13 protein-coding genes are annotated in these 19,463 nt (G+C 28.9%); all 13 read right to left on the bottom strand.

The window, feature by feature from the left end:
- Positions 1-139 precede the first annotated feature (139 nt).
- Positions 140-4,996 (bottom strand): discoidin domain-containing protein, encoded by a 4,857-nt coding sequence (locus ACLVEP_RS03770; protein WP_412582933.1) that lies wholly within the window; start codon positions 4,994-4,996, stop codon positions 140-142.
- Positions 4,997-5,163: 167 nt separating this feature from the next.
- Entirely contained in the window at positions 5,164-6,000 is an 837-nt protein-coding gene (locus ACLVEP_RS03775; RefSeq protein ID WP_412582935.1) for a PRD domain-containing protein, read from the bottom strand.
- Between the two features lie 5 nt (positions 6,001-6,005).
- A complete protein-coding gene (gene nagE / locus ACLVEP_RS03780; RefSeq protein WP_412582937.1) occupies positions 6,006-7,442 on the bottom strand; it encodes an N-acetylglucosamine-specific PTS transporter subunit IIBC in 1,437 nt (478 codons plus the stop codon).
- A gap of 129 nt (positions 7,443-7,571) precedes the next feature.
- Entirely contained in the window at positions 7,572-8,243 is a 672-nt protein-coding gene (locus ACLVEP_RS03785) for a hypothetical protein (RefSeq protein ID WP_412582939.1), read from the bottom strand.
- A 12-nt stretch (positions 8,244-8,255) separates the two neighbouring features.
- Complete coding sequence (locus tag ACLVEP_RS03790; RefSeq protein WP_412582941.1) at positions 8,256-9,572, bottom strand: MATE family efflux transporter; 1,317 nt, start codon at positions 9,570-9,572, stop codon at positions 8,256-8,258.
- Positions 9,557-10,036, bottom strand: coding sequence for a DNA-deoxyinosine glycosylase (locus ACLVEP_RS03795; protein WP_412582942.1), 480 nt, complete (start codon positions 10,034-10,036; stop codon positions 9,557-9,559). Before ACLVEP_RS03795 ends, ACLVEP_RS03790 begins: the two co-directional genes overlap by 16 nt.
- Complete coding sequence (locus ACLVEP_RS03800) at positions 10,023-10,691, bottom strand: HAD family phosphatase (protein WP_318000554.1); 669 nt, start codon at positions 10,689-10,691, stop codon at positions 10,023-10,025. Before ACLVEP_RS03800 ends, ACLVEP_RS03795 begins: the two co-directional genes overlap by 14 nt.
- A 1-nt stretch (position 10,692) precedes the next feature.
- Positions 10,693-11,856, bottom strand: coding sequence for an MFS transporter (locus ACLVEP_RS03805; protein ID WP_412582945.1), 1,164 nt, complete (start codon positions 11,854-11,856; stop codon positions 10,693-10,695).
- An 80-nt stretch (positions 11,857-11,936) separates the two neighbouring features.
- Entirely contained in the window at positions 11,937-13,871 is a 1,935-nt protein-coding gene (locus tag ACLVEP_RS03810) for an MATE family efflux transporter (protein WP_412582946.1), read from the bottom strand.
- Between the two features lie 129 nt (positions 13,872-14,000).
- Complete coding sequence (locus ACLVEP_RS03815) at positions 14,001-15,857, bottom strand: ABC transporter ATP-binding protein (protein ID WP_412582948.1); 1,857 nt, start codon at positions 15,855-15,857, stop codon at positions 14,001-14,003.
- Positions 15,857-17,581, bottom strand: a complete 1,725-nt coding sequence (locus ACLVEP_RS03820; protein ID WP_412582950.1) for an ABC transporter ATP-binding protein — start codon at positions 17,579-17,581, stop codon at positions 15,857-15,859. Before ACLVEP_RS03820 ends, ACLVEP_RS03815 begins: the two co-directional genes overlap by 1 nt.
- A gap of 13 nt (positions 17,582-17,594) precedes the next feature.
- Complete coding sequence (locus ACLVEP_RS03825; RefSeq protein ID WP_412582952.1) at positions 17,595-18,020, bottom strand: MarR family winged helix-turn-helix transcriptional regulator; 426 nt, start codon at positions 18,018-18,020, stop codon at positions 17,595-17,597.
- A 101-nt stretch (positions 18,021-18,121) separates the two neighbouring features.
- Positions 18,122-19,463, bottom strand: a 1,342-nt coding sequence (locus ACLVEP_RS03830) for an AAA family ATPase (protein WP_412582953.1), incomplete at its 5' end; no start/stop codon positions are given.

Consider the following 19,463-nt stretch of genomic DNA (forward strand, 5'->3'; position numbering starts at 1 on the left):
TTATTTGGTCTTGCCTACTTAAAGTAACAATCCGTATTTACATCTAGTATTCTATCATATCAAGCTTGTCTATGCAAGGGGTTATAAGAAATTTGTCTAGACAAAATAATACCACTACAAATTGTAGTGGTATTATTTATTATAATTCTTCTTTTTTAACCTTTTTGATACCTAACCATGACATGATAGCCATTAATACAAACATAACAATATTTGTTTCATCACCTGTTTTAGCAGTTGAAGATTGGTTTGGTTTTTTATCATTTTTATCAGTAGAAGTAATGACTTGATCACCTTTTGAAGTATTATCATCTTTAGTAGATGAATCTACTTTTTTAAGGTTATTCATAGCTTTTTCAAGATTAGAAATAGCTTCATTAATTTCTTCTTTTGTAGCATCTTCTTTAGCAGATACTTCTTTTGCTTTTGCTAATGCTTCTACCATTTGTTTCCAAGATTCTTTTGTATAATCTTTTTCTTGAAGTTGATCAGCTTTACTAATCAAATCAGTTAATCCAGATTTATCATTAACTGTAACAAGTCCATCATATGCATCTAATAATTTTTGATACATATCATTGATTTCTTCTTTTGTAGCATCATGATTACTTACAACATCTTGTGCTTCTTTAAGTACATCTTGTAATTGTTTCCATGAATCTTTTGTATAATCATTTTGATCAAGATCTAATAAATCATTCATTAATAATTTTAATTGTTCATTATCAACAGATAATACAAGTTTAACCATCGCATCTGTTAATTGACGTTTTACAATTTCAATTTCATTAGCATCAGGAGCTTCTGCATTAACTAAATCTTCTGCAGTTTTGATCATATCTTGTAAATGATTCCATGATGAAGATAAATATCCAATATCATCAATTGCTTTTGCTTTAGTAATAATTTCTTTTAAACCATCAACATCTGCTGGTACATCTGCACGATGTAATTTGATTTCAGCAGCACTTCCGTTATTATTAACAGCTTCTACATAGTACAAGCGAAGATGTTTTGTTTTTACTGTATCAAATTCAATTACTTTTGTAGATGAATCACTTGATAAGTTACCTTCTTTAACTGTTTGCCAGTTAACACCATCATCACTTATTTCAATACGATATTTTGTAACATTTCCATTTTTACCAGTTTGACGTGGTACATATGTTAATCCATTAACACTCATTTCTTCTTTATTTTCAAAAGCAATCCAATGAGGTGTTGATAAATTCCAATCACTATGCCACATTGTAGATGGATTATCATCTAAAACATTTTTAGGATCTGATCCATCATGTTGATATGATGAAGCAGTAGCAGTAAGCTTACTGTTATCAATATAATTAACATTAACTTGTGATTTTAATTTTAATTTTGCAAGAGCTTTTGTAAGTTCTACTTCATATTGATCTACTGTTTCTTGCATTGATTTTGGTAAATCTCTTTGAATCATATCAATAACAAATTGTAAGTTTTTAACAGAATCTTCTGTATAGATAGATAGATCTTCTGGAATAGAATTTAAATAATAATCTACTCTTGTATAATTTGCTTTTTTGTAATCAATGCCATTTACTAATTCTTTGATTTCATTTGTAAGAGTTGTAATTGTTTGTTCATTTGGATCATATTCTTTTAAAATTGCTTTTGCTTCTTTTAATTTTTCTTGTAATTGTTTATTTTGTGATTCATCTGCAATATGACTTGCACTTGTTACTAAATAATCTAATTCCATTGTTGAAGCAAATGATTTTTCTGAACCTAAACGAATATCATCAACATATCCTTTAAAGGCATGTTCTTTACTTCCAATTCTTTCAAAAGGAATCATCATTGTTGCTTTTAATGGTCTACCACTTACTTGTTCATCATCACCAAGTGTATCTACAAGTTGACCATTGATATATAAATCAATAACTTCTTTTCTATTTTTAAATTCTAATTCAACCCATTGATTTACTGGTAATTCATAATTAAATGAATAATCATGATTTTCTCTACTTAATCCAACTTTTCCTGTTTCTTTTTGAACAGCTTTAATTGAACCATAATTACTTTCAAATAAAATTTGTTCTTCTTCACTTGAAGATTCACGTTTAACTTTTACACGTAAATCATTATTTAAACCAGCTGTTTCAAATGAAGTTGTTGCATAACTTGTATCTCCTAATAAGTGTAATGCATCATGACTATCTAATGAAGCAAGTTCAACATTTTCATGATCTTTTAATTGATCAAGATTATCTAAATCATAATGAGCAATGACACCATTTTCATCTTTAGCTGTTTCATAACCAAAGTTTGTACCTGGAGCATCCCCTATTGTTGTTCTTAAACTATTAGCTTGATCTAATGTTTTATCTCCTTTACCCCATAATTTAGCACCAAATAATGGAATTGCATTTTGAAGACGATCATAAACATCATATTCACTAATACCATTTTCTAAATAGTCTGTCATATCATTCCATACAGCAATAGCGCCACCTAACATTTGTTCATCACCAGCAGGAATTGTGACACCACTAATAGAGTTGATAGCTTGATTATATAAAATATTGTTATTTAAATAATCATAGTAATATCCAGCATTAGGAACAATATAATAATGACTATCATTACAGTTAATTAAATCATAACCTTGTTCATACATTTGATCCATATTAGCATAACCAAAGTTCCATAAGTTCATTTGAACATCTTTACTTCTTACAGGTGTCTTTCCTGAACATTGAGTTAAACTTCCCCAAATACGTGCAGTTCTTCCTGAATCTTGTACATATTTCAACATATCATCTGAGAATCGACGATAAGCTTCTTTATCTGCATTATATTCATCCGCACCAACATGGACTGTTGTTTGTTCATCGAAAACAGGATCACTTGTTTTCATGTATTCATCAAAGATACTTTGTACAAATTCTAATGATTCATCATATTTGTCTCTTAAGGCTAAATGGTCATTTTCACGCCCATTTGTTCCATGTCTTAAATCAGGTCTTACTTTAGTAAGCGCTAATGAGTGAGCTGGTGTATCGATTTCAGGAACAATACCTACACCATAATCTCTTGAATCTTTAATAAAGTTTTTAAATTCTTCTTTTGTATAGAATAAATCTGTACTTGTTAAATCTTGTTGATTTAAACCATTGTTTCCACCTTTTTTAACATCTGATTCTAATCTAAATGCTGAATAACCTGTCATTGGATCAGCTAAACTTTCAATTGAAATCAAGTTATCATTTAAGTGAACTTGGAAATCGTTCATTTTATACCATGACATTTGTTTAACGATTTGTTTTAAATAATCCATTGTAAATGTTTTACGTCCAACATCTAAAATAAAACTTCTTACTTTATAAAGTGGATAATCTCTTGTTGTCCCACAAGGAACATTTCCTGATTGTTTAATACTTTGTAAAATCGTTCTGGTTGCCCAATAAGCCCCTGTTGTTGTTTCAGCTTTAATATTGATTGAATCATCAATATCCATTAAATATCCTTCATCTTGTAAACCTAACGATTTATCTTTTGTAAGAGCTAAAGTGATATCCCCTGCTTTACTTTCACCTTTTACAACAGCAATACTTTTTCCAGTAATATCTTCATAGTCATTAGCAAGTGCTTCTGCTGTTTTTTGAAGTGAACTATCTTTATAAACAATTCTTGCATTTTTAGAAACTGTATAATTTCCATGCCCACCATTCCATTCAGCTAATTCTGGTAAAACATTTGGTGCTTTATTAGCATTTTCATCATTTTTTTCACTTCCTGGAACTGTAACAGCAATTTCTTTGAATTTATAATCATTTGTATCATTATCTGTAATTTTGAATGATACTTTAACATCTTTATCACTAATTGGTTGATAAATTGTTAAATCTTCATCAATGACTTGTTCAAAATCAGTTCCATTATATTCAACTGTATATCCTTCAACTTCTGGTAAAGTAACTTTTAATTTTTTATCTCCAGCTTGAGGAGTTTCTACTTGAATTTCATTTAAAACATCACTCATTGACATTTTTTCATCAGGATTTCCACCATAAACTTCTAATTCATAAATAGAAATCGTATTCCAAGCAATACCACCATCAGGATCTTCTGAAGTATGTGAATCAACATATAAACGTACATATCTTGCTTTATAAATTTGATCTAAAACAATTTTTTCTGTTAAAGATTTTGGTCGATCTGTAAATTCTTTAACTGTTTGCCAATCACTTTCTTGTGGCGATGATTCAGTATCAGCAATTTGAATCTTATAAGCTGTTGCTTTACGTGTTTCCCAGAATACCTTAACAGTATTGACATTCATTCTTTCACCTAAATCAACATAGATCCAATCTGGACCATTTCCAATATTACTACCCCAACGAGAACTACGTGATGATGTATCACCATCTACTGCATTGGCAGCTTTAACACTTGATGCTTCTTGAGAGCTTGCTACTGCTGTTTTCTTTAATGCAACGTTTTCATTTGGATCTTGTACTTTTTCATCTGTATTAAAGATTTTAAATTCATAACAAGAAACATTAGGATAACCTTTCATTTCTACAACTTCTAATTTAACATATCGACCACTAACTTTACTTCCTAACAATTCTTCACTAACAACATTTTTATTGTCTGTTCTTGAAAGAACTGGTTCACCCCAAGAATTAGGATCATTAGAAACGTAAATATTATAGGCTGAAGCATATGTATTTTCATTTTCCCAGAACATTTGGAATTTATTCATTTCATATTCTTGACCTAAATCTACGTAAGCCCATTGAGTTGGCTCACTTTCTGTTGACCAACGTGTTTTTTCATCACCGTCAGTTAAATTTTTTCTTGGCATTGTTCCATATTCAGCTGAAACATAAGCCGTTTTGTTTAATGCTAAGTTTTGTTGAGCATCTTCTGCAAAAACTGGTACCATCGATAACACTGAACCCATTGACATCGATAGTGTTAATACAGCTGCAACACTTTTCTTTTTTAATTTCATCTTCTTATTCCCTTCCGTCTTTAAAAAGAAAAGACCAAACATAAAAACAACATTCAATAAATGTCGTCAATATATTTGGTCTTGCCTACTTAAAGTAACAATCCTTGTCTATACAATAACAAATATTTTAGTTATTTGTCAAGCGCTTACATTAAATTGTGCTTACATTAAATATGACAATTCTTTTTAATATGTATACATAAGTATGTTTGCTCATCTGGTGTCAATGTATAATGATACTTTTCATATATTAATTTTTTTATACGATTAATGCACAAAGATAAACGAATATTCTCTTTTAACATATCTCTAATATTTTCCGTTGTGTCAATGGTATTTTCTACATCATTACGAAAAACTCTTTCAGCTAAAAACTTAAGATGTGTAGATAGTCTTGCATAGTCTATTGAATCTAATTCTAATTTAATATGCATCGTTTTTTCAATGATATCAAAAACATCTTTTACAAAATTAACAATTTTAGAAGTATTTTGTGAATTGTTTTTAGTAGAAAAATTAACTAGATGTAAAGCTATATATCCCGCTTCAGCTTCCTCTAATTGTATTCCCATTTTTTCTTTAATAACTTCAATGATCCATAAACCTAGCTGATATTCTTTTTTATATAAAGCTTTCGTTTCAGATAAAACAACATTAGGTAAATCAATATTTTCTTTTTTTAGTTTAATAGCAAAAGCAATATGATCACTAATTGCTAAAAAGATTTCCCCATAAAATTGGGTTTCTAATTCTTCGGTTGCCTTACTTACTAATAAACTAGTAATTTCATAATAAATTGGTTCTATATCATTGATTCCTCTACGTATACGCTTTTCACCTTTTTCTTTAAAGATATATGTTTTTTCAATGCGTGATTCATCAACTAAATCACCAATCTTTTTTTGAAAGCCAATTCCTGATCCTGTTAAAATAATATCCCCTAACTCATCAGATAAAGCAGCAATACTATTATTATTAAATATTTTTATAATCTTCAATTTCATTTCTCCTACATTAGTATTTCATTTAATATTTCAGCAATAAATTGAACTTCAGTTCCTACAATGATTTGTATTTCATGCTCGCCTGCTTCAACAATATGAGAGAAATTCATCTTTGATAGAGCCTGTTTATCTATTATTGAGATATCTTTAACTTCTACATGTAAACGTGTGATACAATGATCAACACTTATAATATTCTTTTTACCACCTAACGCTTCAAATAATTCAATAGCAATCTCATCAAAATCATTTTGAACAACTTCTTCTTTTTCTTTACAAGAATTATCTTCCCTTCCAGGAGTCAAAATATTGTATCGTAAAATCAATATTCTAAAAACACTATAATAAATAACTCCACAAACTATTCCCAAAGGAATTAATAATAAAATATTATTAGCAAATGGAGACTTAAAGCTCAATATATAATCAATTAACCCAGCAGAAAAGCCAAAACCTGCTATCCATTTAAAACTTGCTGCTATAAAAAGCATTAATCCCGTAAGTAAAGCATGTACTAAATAAAGCATAGGTGCAACAAACATAAAAGCAAACTCAAGGGGTTCTGTTACACCCGTAAAAAATGAAGCTAACGCCGCTGAAAATAAAATAGCACCTACTTTTTTCTTATTTTCATCTTTAGCACAACGATACATCGCAAGTGCAGCTCCAGGAAGTCCAAACATCATTACTGGGAAAAATCCCGCTTGATACATTCCTGTTACACCTTTAACACCACCTGAAATCGTACCCCAAAACTTACCAATATCATTAATTCCTGCAACATCAAACCAAAATACAGAATTGAGGGCATGATGTAATCCAGTAGGAATCAATAAACGATTTAAAACACCATAAATAGCTGCGCTCCATGGACCTAATTTTGATATTTCTCTTCCAAAATAAATAAAGAAATGATAACATGTTGGCCAAATATATAGAAAAATTAAAGAAACAACCAATGTTGTTCCTATTGAAACAATGGAAGCAAATCTTTTCCCATCAAAAAAAGCTAGAAACTGTGGTAATCTCTTTTGATCAAACTTTTGAAAAGAAACAGCAACAATAAGTCCTATTAATATTCCAATAAAAGCACTTTGTGAATTATAAAAAGCTAAATCCACAGCATATTCTGGAATTTGTAACATTAAAGCAACACATTTTGTAGATAAAAGTGTGGTCATGATCATATAACAAGCAAGCGCACTCAAAGCAATTGTTGTATCCCTTTTTTTTGACATTTCCATAGCGACAGCTATTGCAAATAAAATCGGTAAATTATCAATGATAGCTCCACCAGAAGCAATTAATAGTGCAGCAACCGCATTATGAGTACCCCACCCTGTTGGATCTATCCAATACCCGATACCTTTAAGAAGTGCTGCTATCGGCATAATCGAAACAGGTAGCATGAGTGATTTCCCTAATCTTTGTATATATTTCATAGCTACCTCCTTTCTTGTGAGCGCTCACATATCTCATCAAGAATACAAGCAGACACATATTTATAATAATTAATTATACTCTTGTCTAGTCAAAATAGCTAATAAAAAATACTGCAAATGCAGTATTTTTTACATCTTAATGTACTTTTCTAATAAGTTTTTAGCACCTCGATCACATTGGGCAATTGCAAGATTAAAAAGATCATCTTTTTTGTCTGCACTTGCATATGCTATTTTCATATTTTTTGATAACTTCACACCATTGTACATTTCTTTTCCTTGATTGTATTTTGTATAATTTCCTAAATCAGAATCTACAACAAGAAGAATTTTATAACCTGCTATATCTGACTGATTAATTTCATTGATTAATTTAGCCCACGTTATACATTCAGGATTAATCTCTAAATCGTTTAATTCAAAATAATAGTGAGAAAGTTTTTGTAGACCAAATCTATTTTTTTGATCATCATAAAATAAACAACCAATTGCACCCACACATTTCTTTATACCATTTATACATTTATAATTAGTATCTACAACAAATGTATAATCGTAATTTAAAACCATATCTTCAGCATTAAATAATATTTGATTATTATTATTTGTAAATCTTTCTACTATTTTTGCTTTTCCACTATCTCTTTCATAAAATTTTAAAACATCATAACTGTTTTTTTCATCATTATTAATATTCGTTTCAATTTTATAATTTCCTACTTCTGGTATATGTAATGAAGTTGATTTATTTAAATTAAAGGATACTATCATTTTTCTTTCTTTTTTTTCGTTATTTTTCATAATATACCTCTTTCAATACCATTTTTCCACTTTTATTCCATAAACAATTCCAATTGTATCAGCTAAAATCCATCCAACAACAATTGCCCACCAAATCATTTCTACACCAAATAATGGTGCCAATAAATAAGCAAGAATAACTCTTGTTCCAAGTGAAACAATCGTTAAAATCAAGGACATCTTCATTTTTCCAACACCACGATAATAGCCATACAATAAAAATAAACATCCAATACCAATATAAAAAGAACCTTCAACTCTTAAGTAAGTCATTCCAATTTTAATAATATTCATTTTAGAAACAAATAACATCATCAATTCTTTTGAAAAAATACAAACACCTAGTGAAATAAAAATACAAAACACTAAAGCCATTAACGAAGCTATTTTAAGACCATCTTGAATTCTTTTTTCTTCATTTGCACCTTTATTTTGAGCTACAAAAGTTGAAAAAGCATTACCAAAATCTTGTACTGGCATATAAGCAAAACTATCAATTTTAACAGCTGCACTAAAAGCAGACATAACAGCAATACCAAAACTATTAACAAGACCTTGAATCATTAAAATACCAAAATTCATAATTCCTTGTTGTAAGCAAGTCATTAAAGAATAATCCTTTAGTTTTTTAAATATATGTTGATCAAAAATATAATGTTTTCTTTGTGGTAATATTTCTTTTTTTAATAGTAATACATATAATGCAAGTCCAAATGCACTGATTGCCTGGGAAATAATTGTCGCATAAGCTGCTCCTGCAACACCTAAATGAACATATAAAACAAAAATAATGTCTAAAACAACATTAACAATCGTTGCAATTTCTAAAAAGATAAGTGGTATCTTTGAATTACCTAAGGCACGTAACATAGCTGCAAAATAATTATAAATAAAAGTAAAAATAATACCGATAAAAATAATTTGAAGATATTTAGCTGTTTGATTATAAATCACTTGTGGAATTTGTAACCAAACTAAAATATGATTTAATAATAGAAAACAAATCATTTCTAAAACAACTGAAAGTATTCCAATAGAAACAAAAGAAACAAAAAAAGATATTTTCATCTTTTCATATTTTTTTGCTCCAAAATACATTGAAAATAAAATACCACTTCCCATACATAAACCAATAATAATAGAAGTAAGAAATGTCATTAATGTATAACTTGAACCAACAGCTGCTAAAGCATTGCTTCCAATATATTGACCTACAATATAAGTATCAACTATATTATAAAATTGTTGTAATAAATTTCCTAAAATCATAGGAATAGAAAATAATAAAATAGATTTTCCTATCTTTCCTTGCGTTAAATTTCTTTCCATAAAATCACCTTCCATTTCTCAATTAATTTTTCAAGTGAATACATGGCATTAGCTGGTGAAGTAGAAGGTAATTGAAGAACAGGTAGATCATAATCAAAATATTGATGATAATAACGATCAGCTGCTTTACCATTAGTGATGATTTTTTCAATAGGACAATTTTTAACAATTAAATCCAAATCATTGACTTTAACATTGGTAATACTTGAATCACTTGATCCTTTAATGTCACAACTTTCAATAACATCCCACAAAGCTAGATGATTTCTAAGTAAAAAGGCTTTCTTTTCTTCTACTGTTTGAGGAACTTCTTCTTGAAATAAAGCAGCTAAAACTTTCCAAAAACGATTTTGTGGATGATGATAAAAAAATTTAGCTTCTCTTGATTTAACAGATGGAAAAGATCCTAGAATAAGAATCCTAGAATCTTGATTATAAACGGGTTCTATATTATGCTTTGTCATCTTTTTTAACAATAATATCTATTAATTGATCAAGAGAATCATAACATCCTACTGTTAAATCAAGAATATCTTTTGAATGATGTATAAGATCTGGAATACAGATAACAGGAATATTTCCTGCATGAGCTGCTAAAATACCATTTTTACTATCTTCTAAAACAAGTGCATCTTCTTTATTTACACCTAATAATTCTACTGCTTTTAAAAAGATATCTGGTGCTGGTTTACCATGTTGAATTTGGTCACCACCGATAATGGCATCAAAATAATGATCAACCTTAATACTTTTTAAATTAGATAAAACACGTTCATAACGTGTTGAAGAAGCAACAGCCATTTTAATATTTTTCTTTTTTAAATCTTCCAGTAAATCATATAAACCTTTTTTTACTTCTAAAGGATGACTATTAAAATATTCTTTTCTTAATTGATCTCGATAATCTTTAATCTTTTGATAAGGATAATCTTCACCAAAAACACTATGATAATAAGCTTTTGATGTTTTTTCGTTTGTCCCAATTAAATGATAAAACATATCTTCAGTAATTTTATATCCAAACTTTTCATGAGATGTCTTTACTAACATCTTTCCTACAGGTTCTGTATCAATCATTAAACCATCCATATCAAAGATAACTGCATTTAATTCTAACATACTATACTCTCACTTTCTTTGGCATTCTAAAGAAAAGTGTCACTACAAAAGCAATGGTAATTCCTGCAAATAAAAATAAATAGAAACCACTCATCCCAATGCCATCAATAATTCTACCTCCAATTAATTGGAAAAGCATTGCACCTACACCTTTTCCAAGCATAGCTTGAATTCCATAGGCTGTAGAGACATATTCTTCTTTTACTAAAACCATTACTAATCTTACAGTAATCATCGTAAAGAGTACAGTAGAAAAGCCTTTAAATACGAAAACATAAATAATCATGCTAACTGATGGCAAAGTTGCATACCATGAAAAGTTGATCATAGACATAATAATAGCAAACATCATGATATAACGATAAGGTATTTTTTTAATGATATAATCTGTTGCTAGAATCATAGGAATTTCAAAGAGGGTAGCAAATAATTGATATGTTCCTACTTGTGAAGCTGTTCCACCTTGAGATTTAATAAATAATGATAAATAGTTAAAGTTTGTAGAACATGCTCCCCAAAAGAAAAATGAAATCACTAGAAAGAGCATAAAAGGTATATTATGAACAAGCTCTTTCATAACAACAACTGTTGATAGTTTATTTTCTTCTTTTTCAGGGACTTTAGAAAGCTTAGGATCAGAAACCATATAAATACAAATAATGGTAATTAATGTTCCTAAAATACCTGCCATGAAGTTAGCAAATGGTGAAATATATTGATATAAAAGACCACTAACTTGTGCCATAATGGCATAACCTACAGAACCCCATAAACGAATCTTACCAAATTGATAAGGTGAAGAAACACCAATACGATCTGTTAAAGGAGTAACAGCATTCATAAAAGAAACTGCTAAGCCTGATGATAAAAGTAATACCCAAAAGTTACGACTAATTGCAAAAATAAACATACAAATAATATTCGCAAATGATAATAAAATAAATACTTTTCTTGGTGATTGCCACTTATCTGCCAAGTATCCAAAAAATGGTTGTGTTGCAATAGATAAAAGTGGTGCAAATGATACAATGTAAGCAATTTGTGAGGCTGACATTCCTATATCTTGACAATACATTGATAAAACAACTGTAAAGGCACCATATCCTAAATAAAAAAAGCATGAAATACCTGCATGAAATAAATAATGATCTCTTAACTTACTCATATAACCCCTCCCTATGTAAAGGACATTATATAGAATATCTTTAAAAGAAAAGAAGTCTTTTCATTTTTTGAAAGACTTCTTTATTTATTTAAAGATTTAACATAGTTACAAATAATATCTTTGATTGTTTCATTTCCTAATTTACAATCTAAACATAAATCATAGTTTGATTTATCTCCCCAAGTTTTATTAGAAATAACTTCATAATAACTTTTTCTAGAATGATCTGATTTATGAATATATTGAAGAGCATCTTCTTGATTATCATGATAAATTTCCATTACTTTATTTAGACGATATTCTAAAGGAGCATATAAGAAGATTCTTACTAATTTTTCATCTTCTTTTAAAATATAATCTGCAGCTCTTCCAACAATAACACAATTTCCTTTCTTAGCAATCTCTTTAATAACATTTGATAAAAGAATAATTGAATTCTTATTAATATCTAAAGATAAAAATTGACTATAAATATAATCTTCACTTTCTTTATTACTTACAAAAACGTGTTCAAGAGCAAATTCTTTAATTCTTTCTTTATCATAAAATTCAATATTTAATTCTTTAGCGACTTGTCTAGCAATTTCTTTTCCATTAGTGCCATGTTCTCTTGAAATAGCAATTACTAAATTATCTGTTATACTTTCATTTTTAACAGAACTTATTCTTTCATTATATGATTTTTTTAATATAATGAGTGAGATAATGACTGTTAATAATTCTGAAATTGGAAACGTCCACCAAACAAGTGTTGTTACATTTTCTGTTAAAGTAAAGAAATACGCAATAGGAAATACAAAAATCACCAATCGAAGTAAAGCAATAATTAATGGTCTAATAGCATAACCTATAGATTGTAAAATACCTTGAATTGCTACAGAAATACCCATAAAAACAAATCTAAGACTTGCAATATGTAAAGCTGTACTACAAATATCAATCATTTCTTGTGTACTTCCTGATAATCCAAATAATTGTGATAATGGTTGAGCAAGAAGTTCAAATAATAAAGTAATCATTAAAGAAACAATAACTGTATCAACAATACCATACTTAATACATTCATCTATTCTTTTTCTATCTTTCATTCCATAATTAAAAGATAAAATAGAAATAATAGTATTAGATAATCCAAAAGCTGAAAATAAAGCAATTTGTTGAATTTTATAGTAAATACCAAAAGAACCAATTAAAATAGCTGGATCAACTTGAGCTAATCCTAATATAGCATTCATTCCTGCCATCATCACTGCAAGTAAACCTTGCATCAATGCTGCAGAAGCACCAATCATATAGATTCCTTTAATTAAAGAAGCATTCGCTTTGATATAACAAACATTTCCATTAATTTCTTTATTTTTATAATAATGAAAATACATTGCTACAAACAAAGAAACAAATTGTCCAATAATTGTTGCTAAAGCGGCCCCAGCAACACCCATTTTCATAGGATAAATAAAGACATAATCTAAAACAATATTTGTAACGGCTCCTGATATTTGAGCAATTGTTGAAAAGTGTGTTTTACCTGTTGATTGTAGAAATCTTTCATAGACGGTAAAACCAATAGAACCATAAGAAAAACAACAACAAATTTTAAGATAGGTTGTTCCCATTTCAATAACCTTTTGATTACTTCCAGCAAACAATCTTATAAATTTTTCTGACCCAAATAATCCAAACACTAAGAAAACAACATAAATACAAATACTTAAAAAGATTCCTGTTCCGGCAATCTTATTAACTTTATCTTTATTTTGTTCACCTAAACTTTTAGATAATAAAGCATTAATTCCTACTCCTGTTCCTACACCAATAGCAATAATCAGTAATTGAATAGGAAAAGCTAAAGTTAAAGCTTGATTGGCAATAACCCCATCACTTCCCATATTTGTTATAAATATACTATCTATAACATTATAGAGAGCTTGTAAAACCATTGATATGATCATTGGTAATCCCATTTTCCAAAATAATTTTTTTAAAGGCACTACAGCCATCTTATTTTTTTCCATCATTTCCTCCTTTTTTGCATAAAAAAATGCGCAAGTACCAATCTCCAATAGATTGGACTTACGCATTTAGCTACACATCATTTTTACAAAAGCATTATAACAAAAAAACAAAAATGATGTAAGGATTTTTTAATCTAATTCAAATTGTCCTGTATAAAGTTGATAGTAACGCCCTTTCTTTTCAAGTAATTCATCATGACTACCACGTTCAATAATTTGTCCATGATCTAAAACCATGATAGCATCAGAATTTCTAACTGTAGATAGACGATGGGCAATCACGAAAACCGTTCTATTTTCCATTAAACGATCCATTCCTTTTTCAATCAACTTTTCGGTACGGGTATCAATCGAACTTGTTGCTTCATCTAAAATCAATACAGGTGGATTACAAATAGCTGCTCTAGCAATCGCTAATAATTGTCTTTGCCCTTGTGAAAGATTTGTTCCATCACTAGAAAGCATTGTTTGATAACCATTTGGTAATCTTCTAATAAAACCATCAGCATTTGCAAGTTTAGCGGCTTCAATAACTTCTTCATCACTTGCATCAAGTTTTCCATAACGAATATTATCAGCTATGGTTCCCGTAAATAAATGAGTGTCTTGTAAAACAATAGAAATCGATTTTCTTAAATCATCTTTTTTAATCAATTTTACATCAATACCATCATAAGTAATTGAACCTTTCGTAATATCATAGAAACGATTAATTAAGTTAATAATCGTTGTTTTTCCTGCACCTGTGCTTCCAACAAAAGCAATTTTTTGTCCCGGTTTTGCAAAAAGATTAATATCTTTTAAAATTGGATGTGTTTCATTATAACCAAATACCACATCATGGAAACGAACATCTCCTTTTAATTCAACAAGTTCAATGCCATTGTTTCTTGGATGTCTCCAAGCCCAATGTCCTGTATAATGGTCACTTTCTTGCATTGAACCATCTTCTTTGATTTCTACTTGTGTTAATGTCACTTTTCCTTCATCAACTTCTTCACTTTCATTCATTAAATCAAAGATTCTTTCAGCACCAGCCATGGCAGCAAGAATAAAGTTTAATTGTTGTGTAAATTGATTAATAGGCATCGCTGTTTGTCTTACAAAGACAAGATAAGATGATAAACTTCCAAGATCCATAATACCATTAATAGCAAATAAACCACCTATACTTGCGACAAGAGCATAATTGAAATAAGAAATAGAAACAACAGTTGGTATTGTTCTTCCTGAATAAGTTAAAGCTTCTACTGCTGAATCATAAAGTTCTTGGTTTCTATGATCAAATTCAATTGAGTTTTCTTTTTCATGGTTAAAGACTTTAACAACCTTGATTCCATCTACCATTTCTTCAATAAAACCATTTAAATAACCCATGGCATTTTGTTGTTTTTTAAAGTATTTTTTACTTCTTTGACTTAAGTATTGAATTAAAAAATACATTAAAATCATACATGCAAAAACAATCAGTGATAATTTCCAACTTAAAACAAAGATCAAAAAGAGTGTACCTACAATCATAATAAAGCTTTGAATCAATGTATCAAAACAGTTATTTAAAGCATCTTGAATCGTATCTAAATCGTTGGTAAAGCGACTCATGATTTCTCCATGAGGGTGCCCATCAAAATAAGAAATTGGTAATTTTTGCATTTTCGCAAATAAATCATTTCTTAATTCTTGGACAATACTTTGAGCTGTATGTACCATTAATTGTTTATAGATAGCTGTAGCAGTTGCTCCTATAAAATAAACAATCGCCATGAAAATAATAAAGGAAACTAAACCATGATAATCATTTTTTAAAACATAACGATTAACGACTGTTTTAATTTGATAAGTTCCCCATAAACTAATCGAAGTTGAAAGAATAACAAGTATTCCAATAAACACAAAAGCGTATTTATGATTACCAATATATTTTTTAAAAGATGAAAGTGTCTTTTTCATATTTTTAGGTTTTGCATTTGTAAGTTGTCTTGCCATTATAAATCAACTCCTTTCAATTGAGAATCATAGATTTCTTGATAAATTTCATCATTCTTTAATAATTCTTCATGATTTCCAATTGCATGAATATGTCCATTATCTAAAATAATAATTTGATCAGCATGTTGAAGTGAAGAAATACGTTGAGCAATAATAATCTTTGTTGTTCCTTTTAAAGAAGCTAAAGCTTCTTTAATACTTGCTTCTGTCGCTGTATCAACTGCACTTGTTGAATCATCTAAAATAAGAATTTTAGGATGTTTCAATAATGCTCTAGCAATACATAAACGTTGTTTTTGTCCCCCAGAAACATTGACACCACCTTGTTTTAAATATGTATCATAACCTTCTGGAAAGTTTTCTATAAATTCATCCACACAAGCTTGTTTACAAGCCCATTTGATTTCTTCATCACTTGCTTCTTTATTACCCCATAAAAGATTTTCTTTAACTGTTCCAGAAAATAAAGTATTTTTTTGTAAAACCATGCCTACTTGATCTCTTAAATATTCTAACGAATAATCTTTGACATTATGTCCATCAATCAAAATTTCTCCCTCACTTACATCATAAAGACGATCAATCAATTGGACTAAACTTGTTTTAGCTGAACCTGTCCCTCCTAAGATACCAACTGTAGAACCAGGTTCAATATGTAAGTTAATGTTACTTAAAACATTTTCTTGGGCAGTTTCTTTATATTTAAATGAAACATTTTTAAATTCGATTTCACCTTGATTCATTTCCATTATTGGATCAACTGGATCATGTAAATTATTCACTTCATCTAAAACATCTACAATACGTTTACAACTGGCAAGTGAACGCGTCAACATTAAGAAAACATTTGAAATCATCATTAAAGCATTTAAGATTTGTAAGACATAACTTAAAAATCCAGTAAGTTGTCCAACTTTCATTTCACCAGCAAAGATCATTTGACTTCCAAAGAAAAGAATACAAACGATTGTGGTATACATCATATATTGAAATAATGGCATATTACATACAGAGTAACGAAAAGCTTTTTCACTATGATTTCTAAGTTCTTGATTGATTTTTTCAAACTTTTCGTTTTCATAATCACCTTTGACATAAGCTTTTACTGTACGAATCGCAATTAAGTTTTCTTGAACGACCGTATTGACTTCATCCACATTACTTTGCATAAAGCGAAATAATGGCCCTACTGTTTTTACAATTAAAAATAAACCAATTCCTAAAACAGGTGCAACGACAATAAAAATCAAAGCAAGTTTAGCATTCATCTTAATTGATAAAAATAAAGCCATTGAAAACATAAATGGTGCTCTTACAAGTGGTCTAAAACCATTACAAATAGCATTTTGAATAATCGTTACATCGCTTGTAAGTCGTGTAATTAAAGATGATGTTGAAAAATGATCTGTATTTGAAAAAGAAAAGTTTTGTACTTTTTCAAATTCAGTTTTTCTTATTTCAAAACCAACCCCTTGACCAGCAACAGCCGCATAACGTGAATAAAGGATTCCTAGCACTAAAGCAATTAAAGCACAAACTGCCATTAAAACACCTTGCATAATAATATAATGCTGATCTTTTTGAGCTACCCCAATATCAATAATATTAGCCATTAATACTGGTATCACTAATTCAAAGACTGTTTCTCCTACTACACATAAAAACGCTAGAATAAACGCTTTTTTATATTTTTTCGCAAATGGTATTAAACGTCTAATCATAAAACAACTCCCCCTATAATTCTTTATTTGTCAGATTTTTATACATACGATTTAAAAAATCTTCAAATTGTTTCTTTTCTTCCTCACTAAAATCTTTCAAAGAAATATTTTCAATTTCAAGACAGTGAGCATTCCATTTCTTTAAAGACTCTTTTCCATATTCTGTAATATTTAATTGATAAGCTCTTTTATTTTTAGGATTGATCTTTCTTGTCAACATTTCCTTTTTCTCTAAATTATCAATCATCTTACTAACAGTAGCACTTTCAATATCACATTCATCCGCAATATCCCTTAATTTACAATCTTGATGAGCATTTAAATACCTCAAGACTTTTGGTTGTCCTGGGGATAAATGATACTCATCCATCGTTTCTCGATTCTTTTTTGTTTGAGCATGTTGTGTTTTAAACAACATCAAATAAAATGGTGTCTTCATAATACCTCCTATGTTAGTACCCTAACTATTAGCATACTAACAATATTCCTATAAAGAAAAAAAGTCAAGAAAAAAGCTTTGGAAAATTCCAAAGCTCATAGCTACGCTTTTACTATATAACAATATTTCTTATAAAAAGATATCCCATATCCTTTTACATGTAAATAACCATCATTGATAATTTCATCCTTATATCGATTATCGATTATTTGCTTGGCTCCTTCTTTTGCGTCACTTACAAGTTCTTTAACGCTCTTAGAATGTTTACATTCTAAGATAAGTGCTGTTTGAAAGATCTGTTTAGGTAGAATGCATAGATCAAATCTTCCGTTACCTGATTCTCTATTTGATTTGATATTCTTACCACTGAATAATCCTACTAGAAATCCATGATAGAAAGATTCTTCATTATCAAAGTAACTGATACTTCTTGATAAGATATCTCCTAGTATTTCATTAGCTTGATCAACATCTTCTTTAACAAGACATTGATAAAGATCTTCTTTTCTTACAAAAGTATAATCTTCAAAATAACTCATAAAAGATTGCTTATAGATTTCATACACTTCTCTATTTGGAATAACTAGTCTATATTTGTTTTCTCCTAAATTTTCAATAACTCTTAAATAACCTGTAAGAAGGAGAAAACTATAGATATTATTGATATTATCCATTTCTCGATAAGTAAGTTCTGGTTTGATGTATTTTTCTAAAGATTTGCCTTGAATCAGTTGTTCAAATTCTTCATGAAGTTCATCACTACTATTTTGGATATAATTGACGACAAGATCATTACCACTGGTATTTGCCCAAAAGGAAACAGGTTTAAAAGATTGATCCTGTATTTTATTTTTGACATACATCAATGTACTCCAAGGATTATAGATTTCTGTATTTCCAAATAAATAACCATCATACCATTCTTTGACTTCATCTATATAAGATGATAATTGATAATCTTCTAATAACTGTTTAACTTCATTTTCATTAAAACCAAAATATTCATTACCTATATTATTTAAAATAGAATAAGAAGTAAAATTATTTAAACCAGTGAAGATGCTTTCTTTAGAAATACGAAGACATCCTGTCATGATTCCTTTTTCTAAAGCATCATTTGTTTTAAGTGATGAAGAGAAAACACTTCTTAGAAAATCGACCATTTCGTCATAATAATTATTTTGATAGGCTGATTGTAAAGGAACATCATATTCATCAATAAGAATAATCACTTTTTGATGATAGTGTTTATATAAACATCTTGAAATTGTTTTTAAAGCATATTTAAGTTGATTTAAAGAAGCTCTTAAAAATCTAAAGTCCTGTAAAATTAATTGATCAGATTCATCAACATATACACTTTCAAGAAGCTCTTTATTTTGTAATATTACATTTTTAATGACATCTCCAAAAGAAGAAATTTGATCATCAAAAGTTAAATTC

Source organism: Faecalibacillus sp. (assembly GCF_047023275.1).
In the GTDB taxonomy this organism is placed as follows: domain Bacteria; phylum Bacillota_I; class Bacilli_A; order Erysipelotrichales; family Coprobacillaceae; genus Faecalibacillus.

Coding starts and splice junctions, on each gene's coding strand:
- ACLVEP_RS03810 (WP_412582946.1), bottom strand. CDS start 13,871: ATGGAAAAAAATAAGATGGCTGTAGTGCCTTTAAAAAAATTATTTTGG.
- ACLVEP_RS03795 (WP_412582942.1), bottom strand. CDS start 10,036: ATGACAAAGCATAATATAGAACCCGTTTATAATCAAGATTCTAGGATT.
- ACLVEP_RS03775 (WP_412582935.1), bottom strand. CDS start 6,000: ATGAAATTGAAGATTATAAAAATATTTAATAATAATAGTATTGCTGCT.
- ACLVEP_RS03800 (WP_318000554.1), bottom strand. CDS start 10,691: ATGTTAGAATTAAATGCAGTTATCTTTGATATGGATGGTTTAATGATT.
- ACLVEP_RS03785 (WP_412582939.1), bottom strand. CDS start 8,243: ATGAAAAATAACGAAAAAAAAGAAAGAAAAATGATAGTATCCTTTAAT.
- ACLVEP_RS03825 (WP_412582952.1), bottom strand. CDS start 18,020: ATGAAGACACCATTTTATTTGATGTTGTTTAAAACACAACATGCTCAA.
- ACLVEP_RS03805 (WP_412582945.1), bottom strand. CDS start 11,856: ATGAGTAAGTTAAGAGATCATTATTTATTTCATGCAGGTATTTCATGC.
- nagE (WP_412582937.1), bottom strand. CDS start 7,442: ATGAAATATATACAAAGATTAGGGAAATCACTCATGCTACCTGTTTCG.
- ACLVEP_RS03815 (WP_412582948.1), bottom strand. CDS start 15,857: ATGGCAAGACAACTTACAAATGCAAAACCTAAAAATATGAAAAAGACA.
- ACLVEP_RS03770 (WP_412582933.1), bottom strand. CDS start 4,996: ATGAAATTAAAAAAGAAAAGTGTTGCAGCTGTATTAACACTATCGATG.
- ACLVEP_RS03790 (WP_412582941.1), bottom strand. CDS start 9,572: ATGGAAAGAAATTTAACGCAAGGAAAGATAGGAAAATCTATTTTATTA.
- ACLVEP_RS03820 (WP_412582950.1), bottom strand. CDS start 17,581: ATGATTAGACGTTTAATACCATTTGCGAAAAAATATAAAAAAGCGTTT.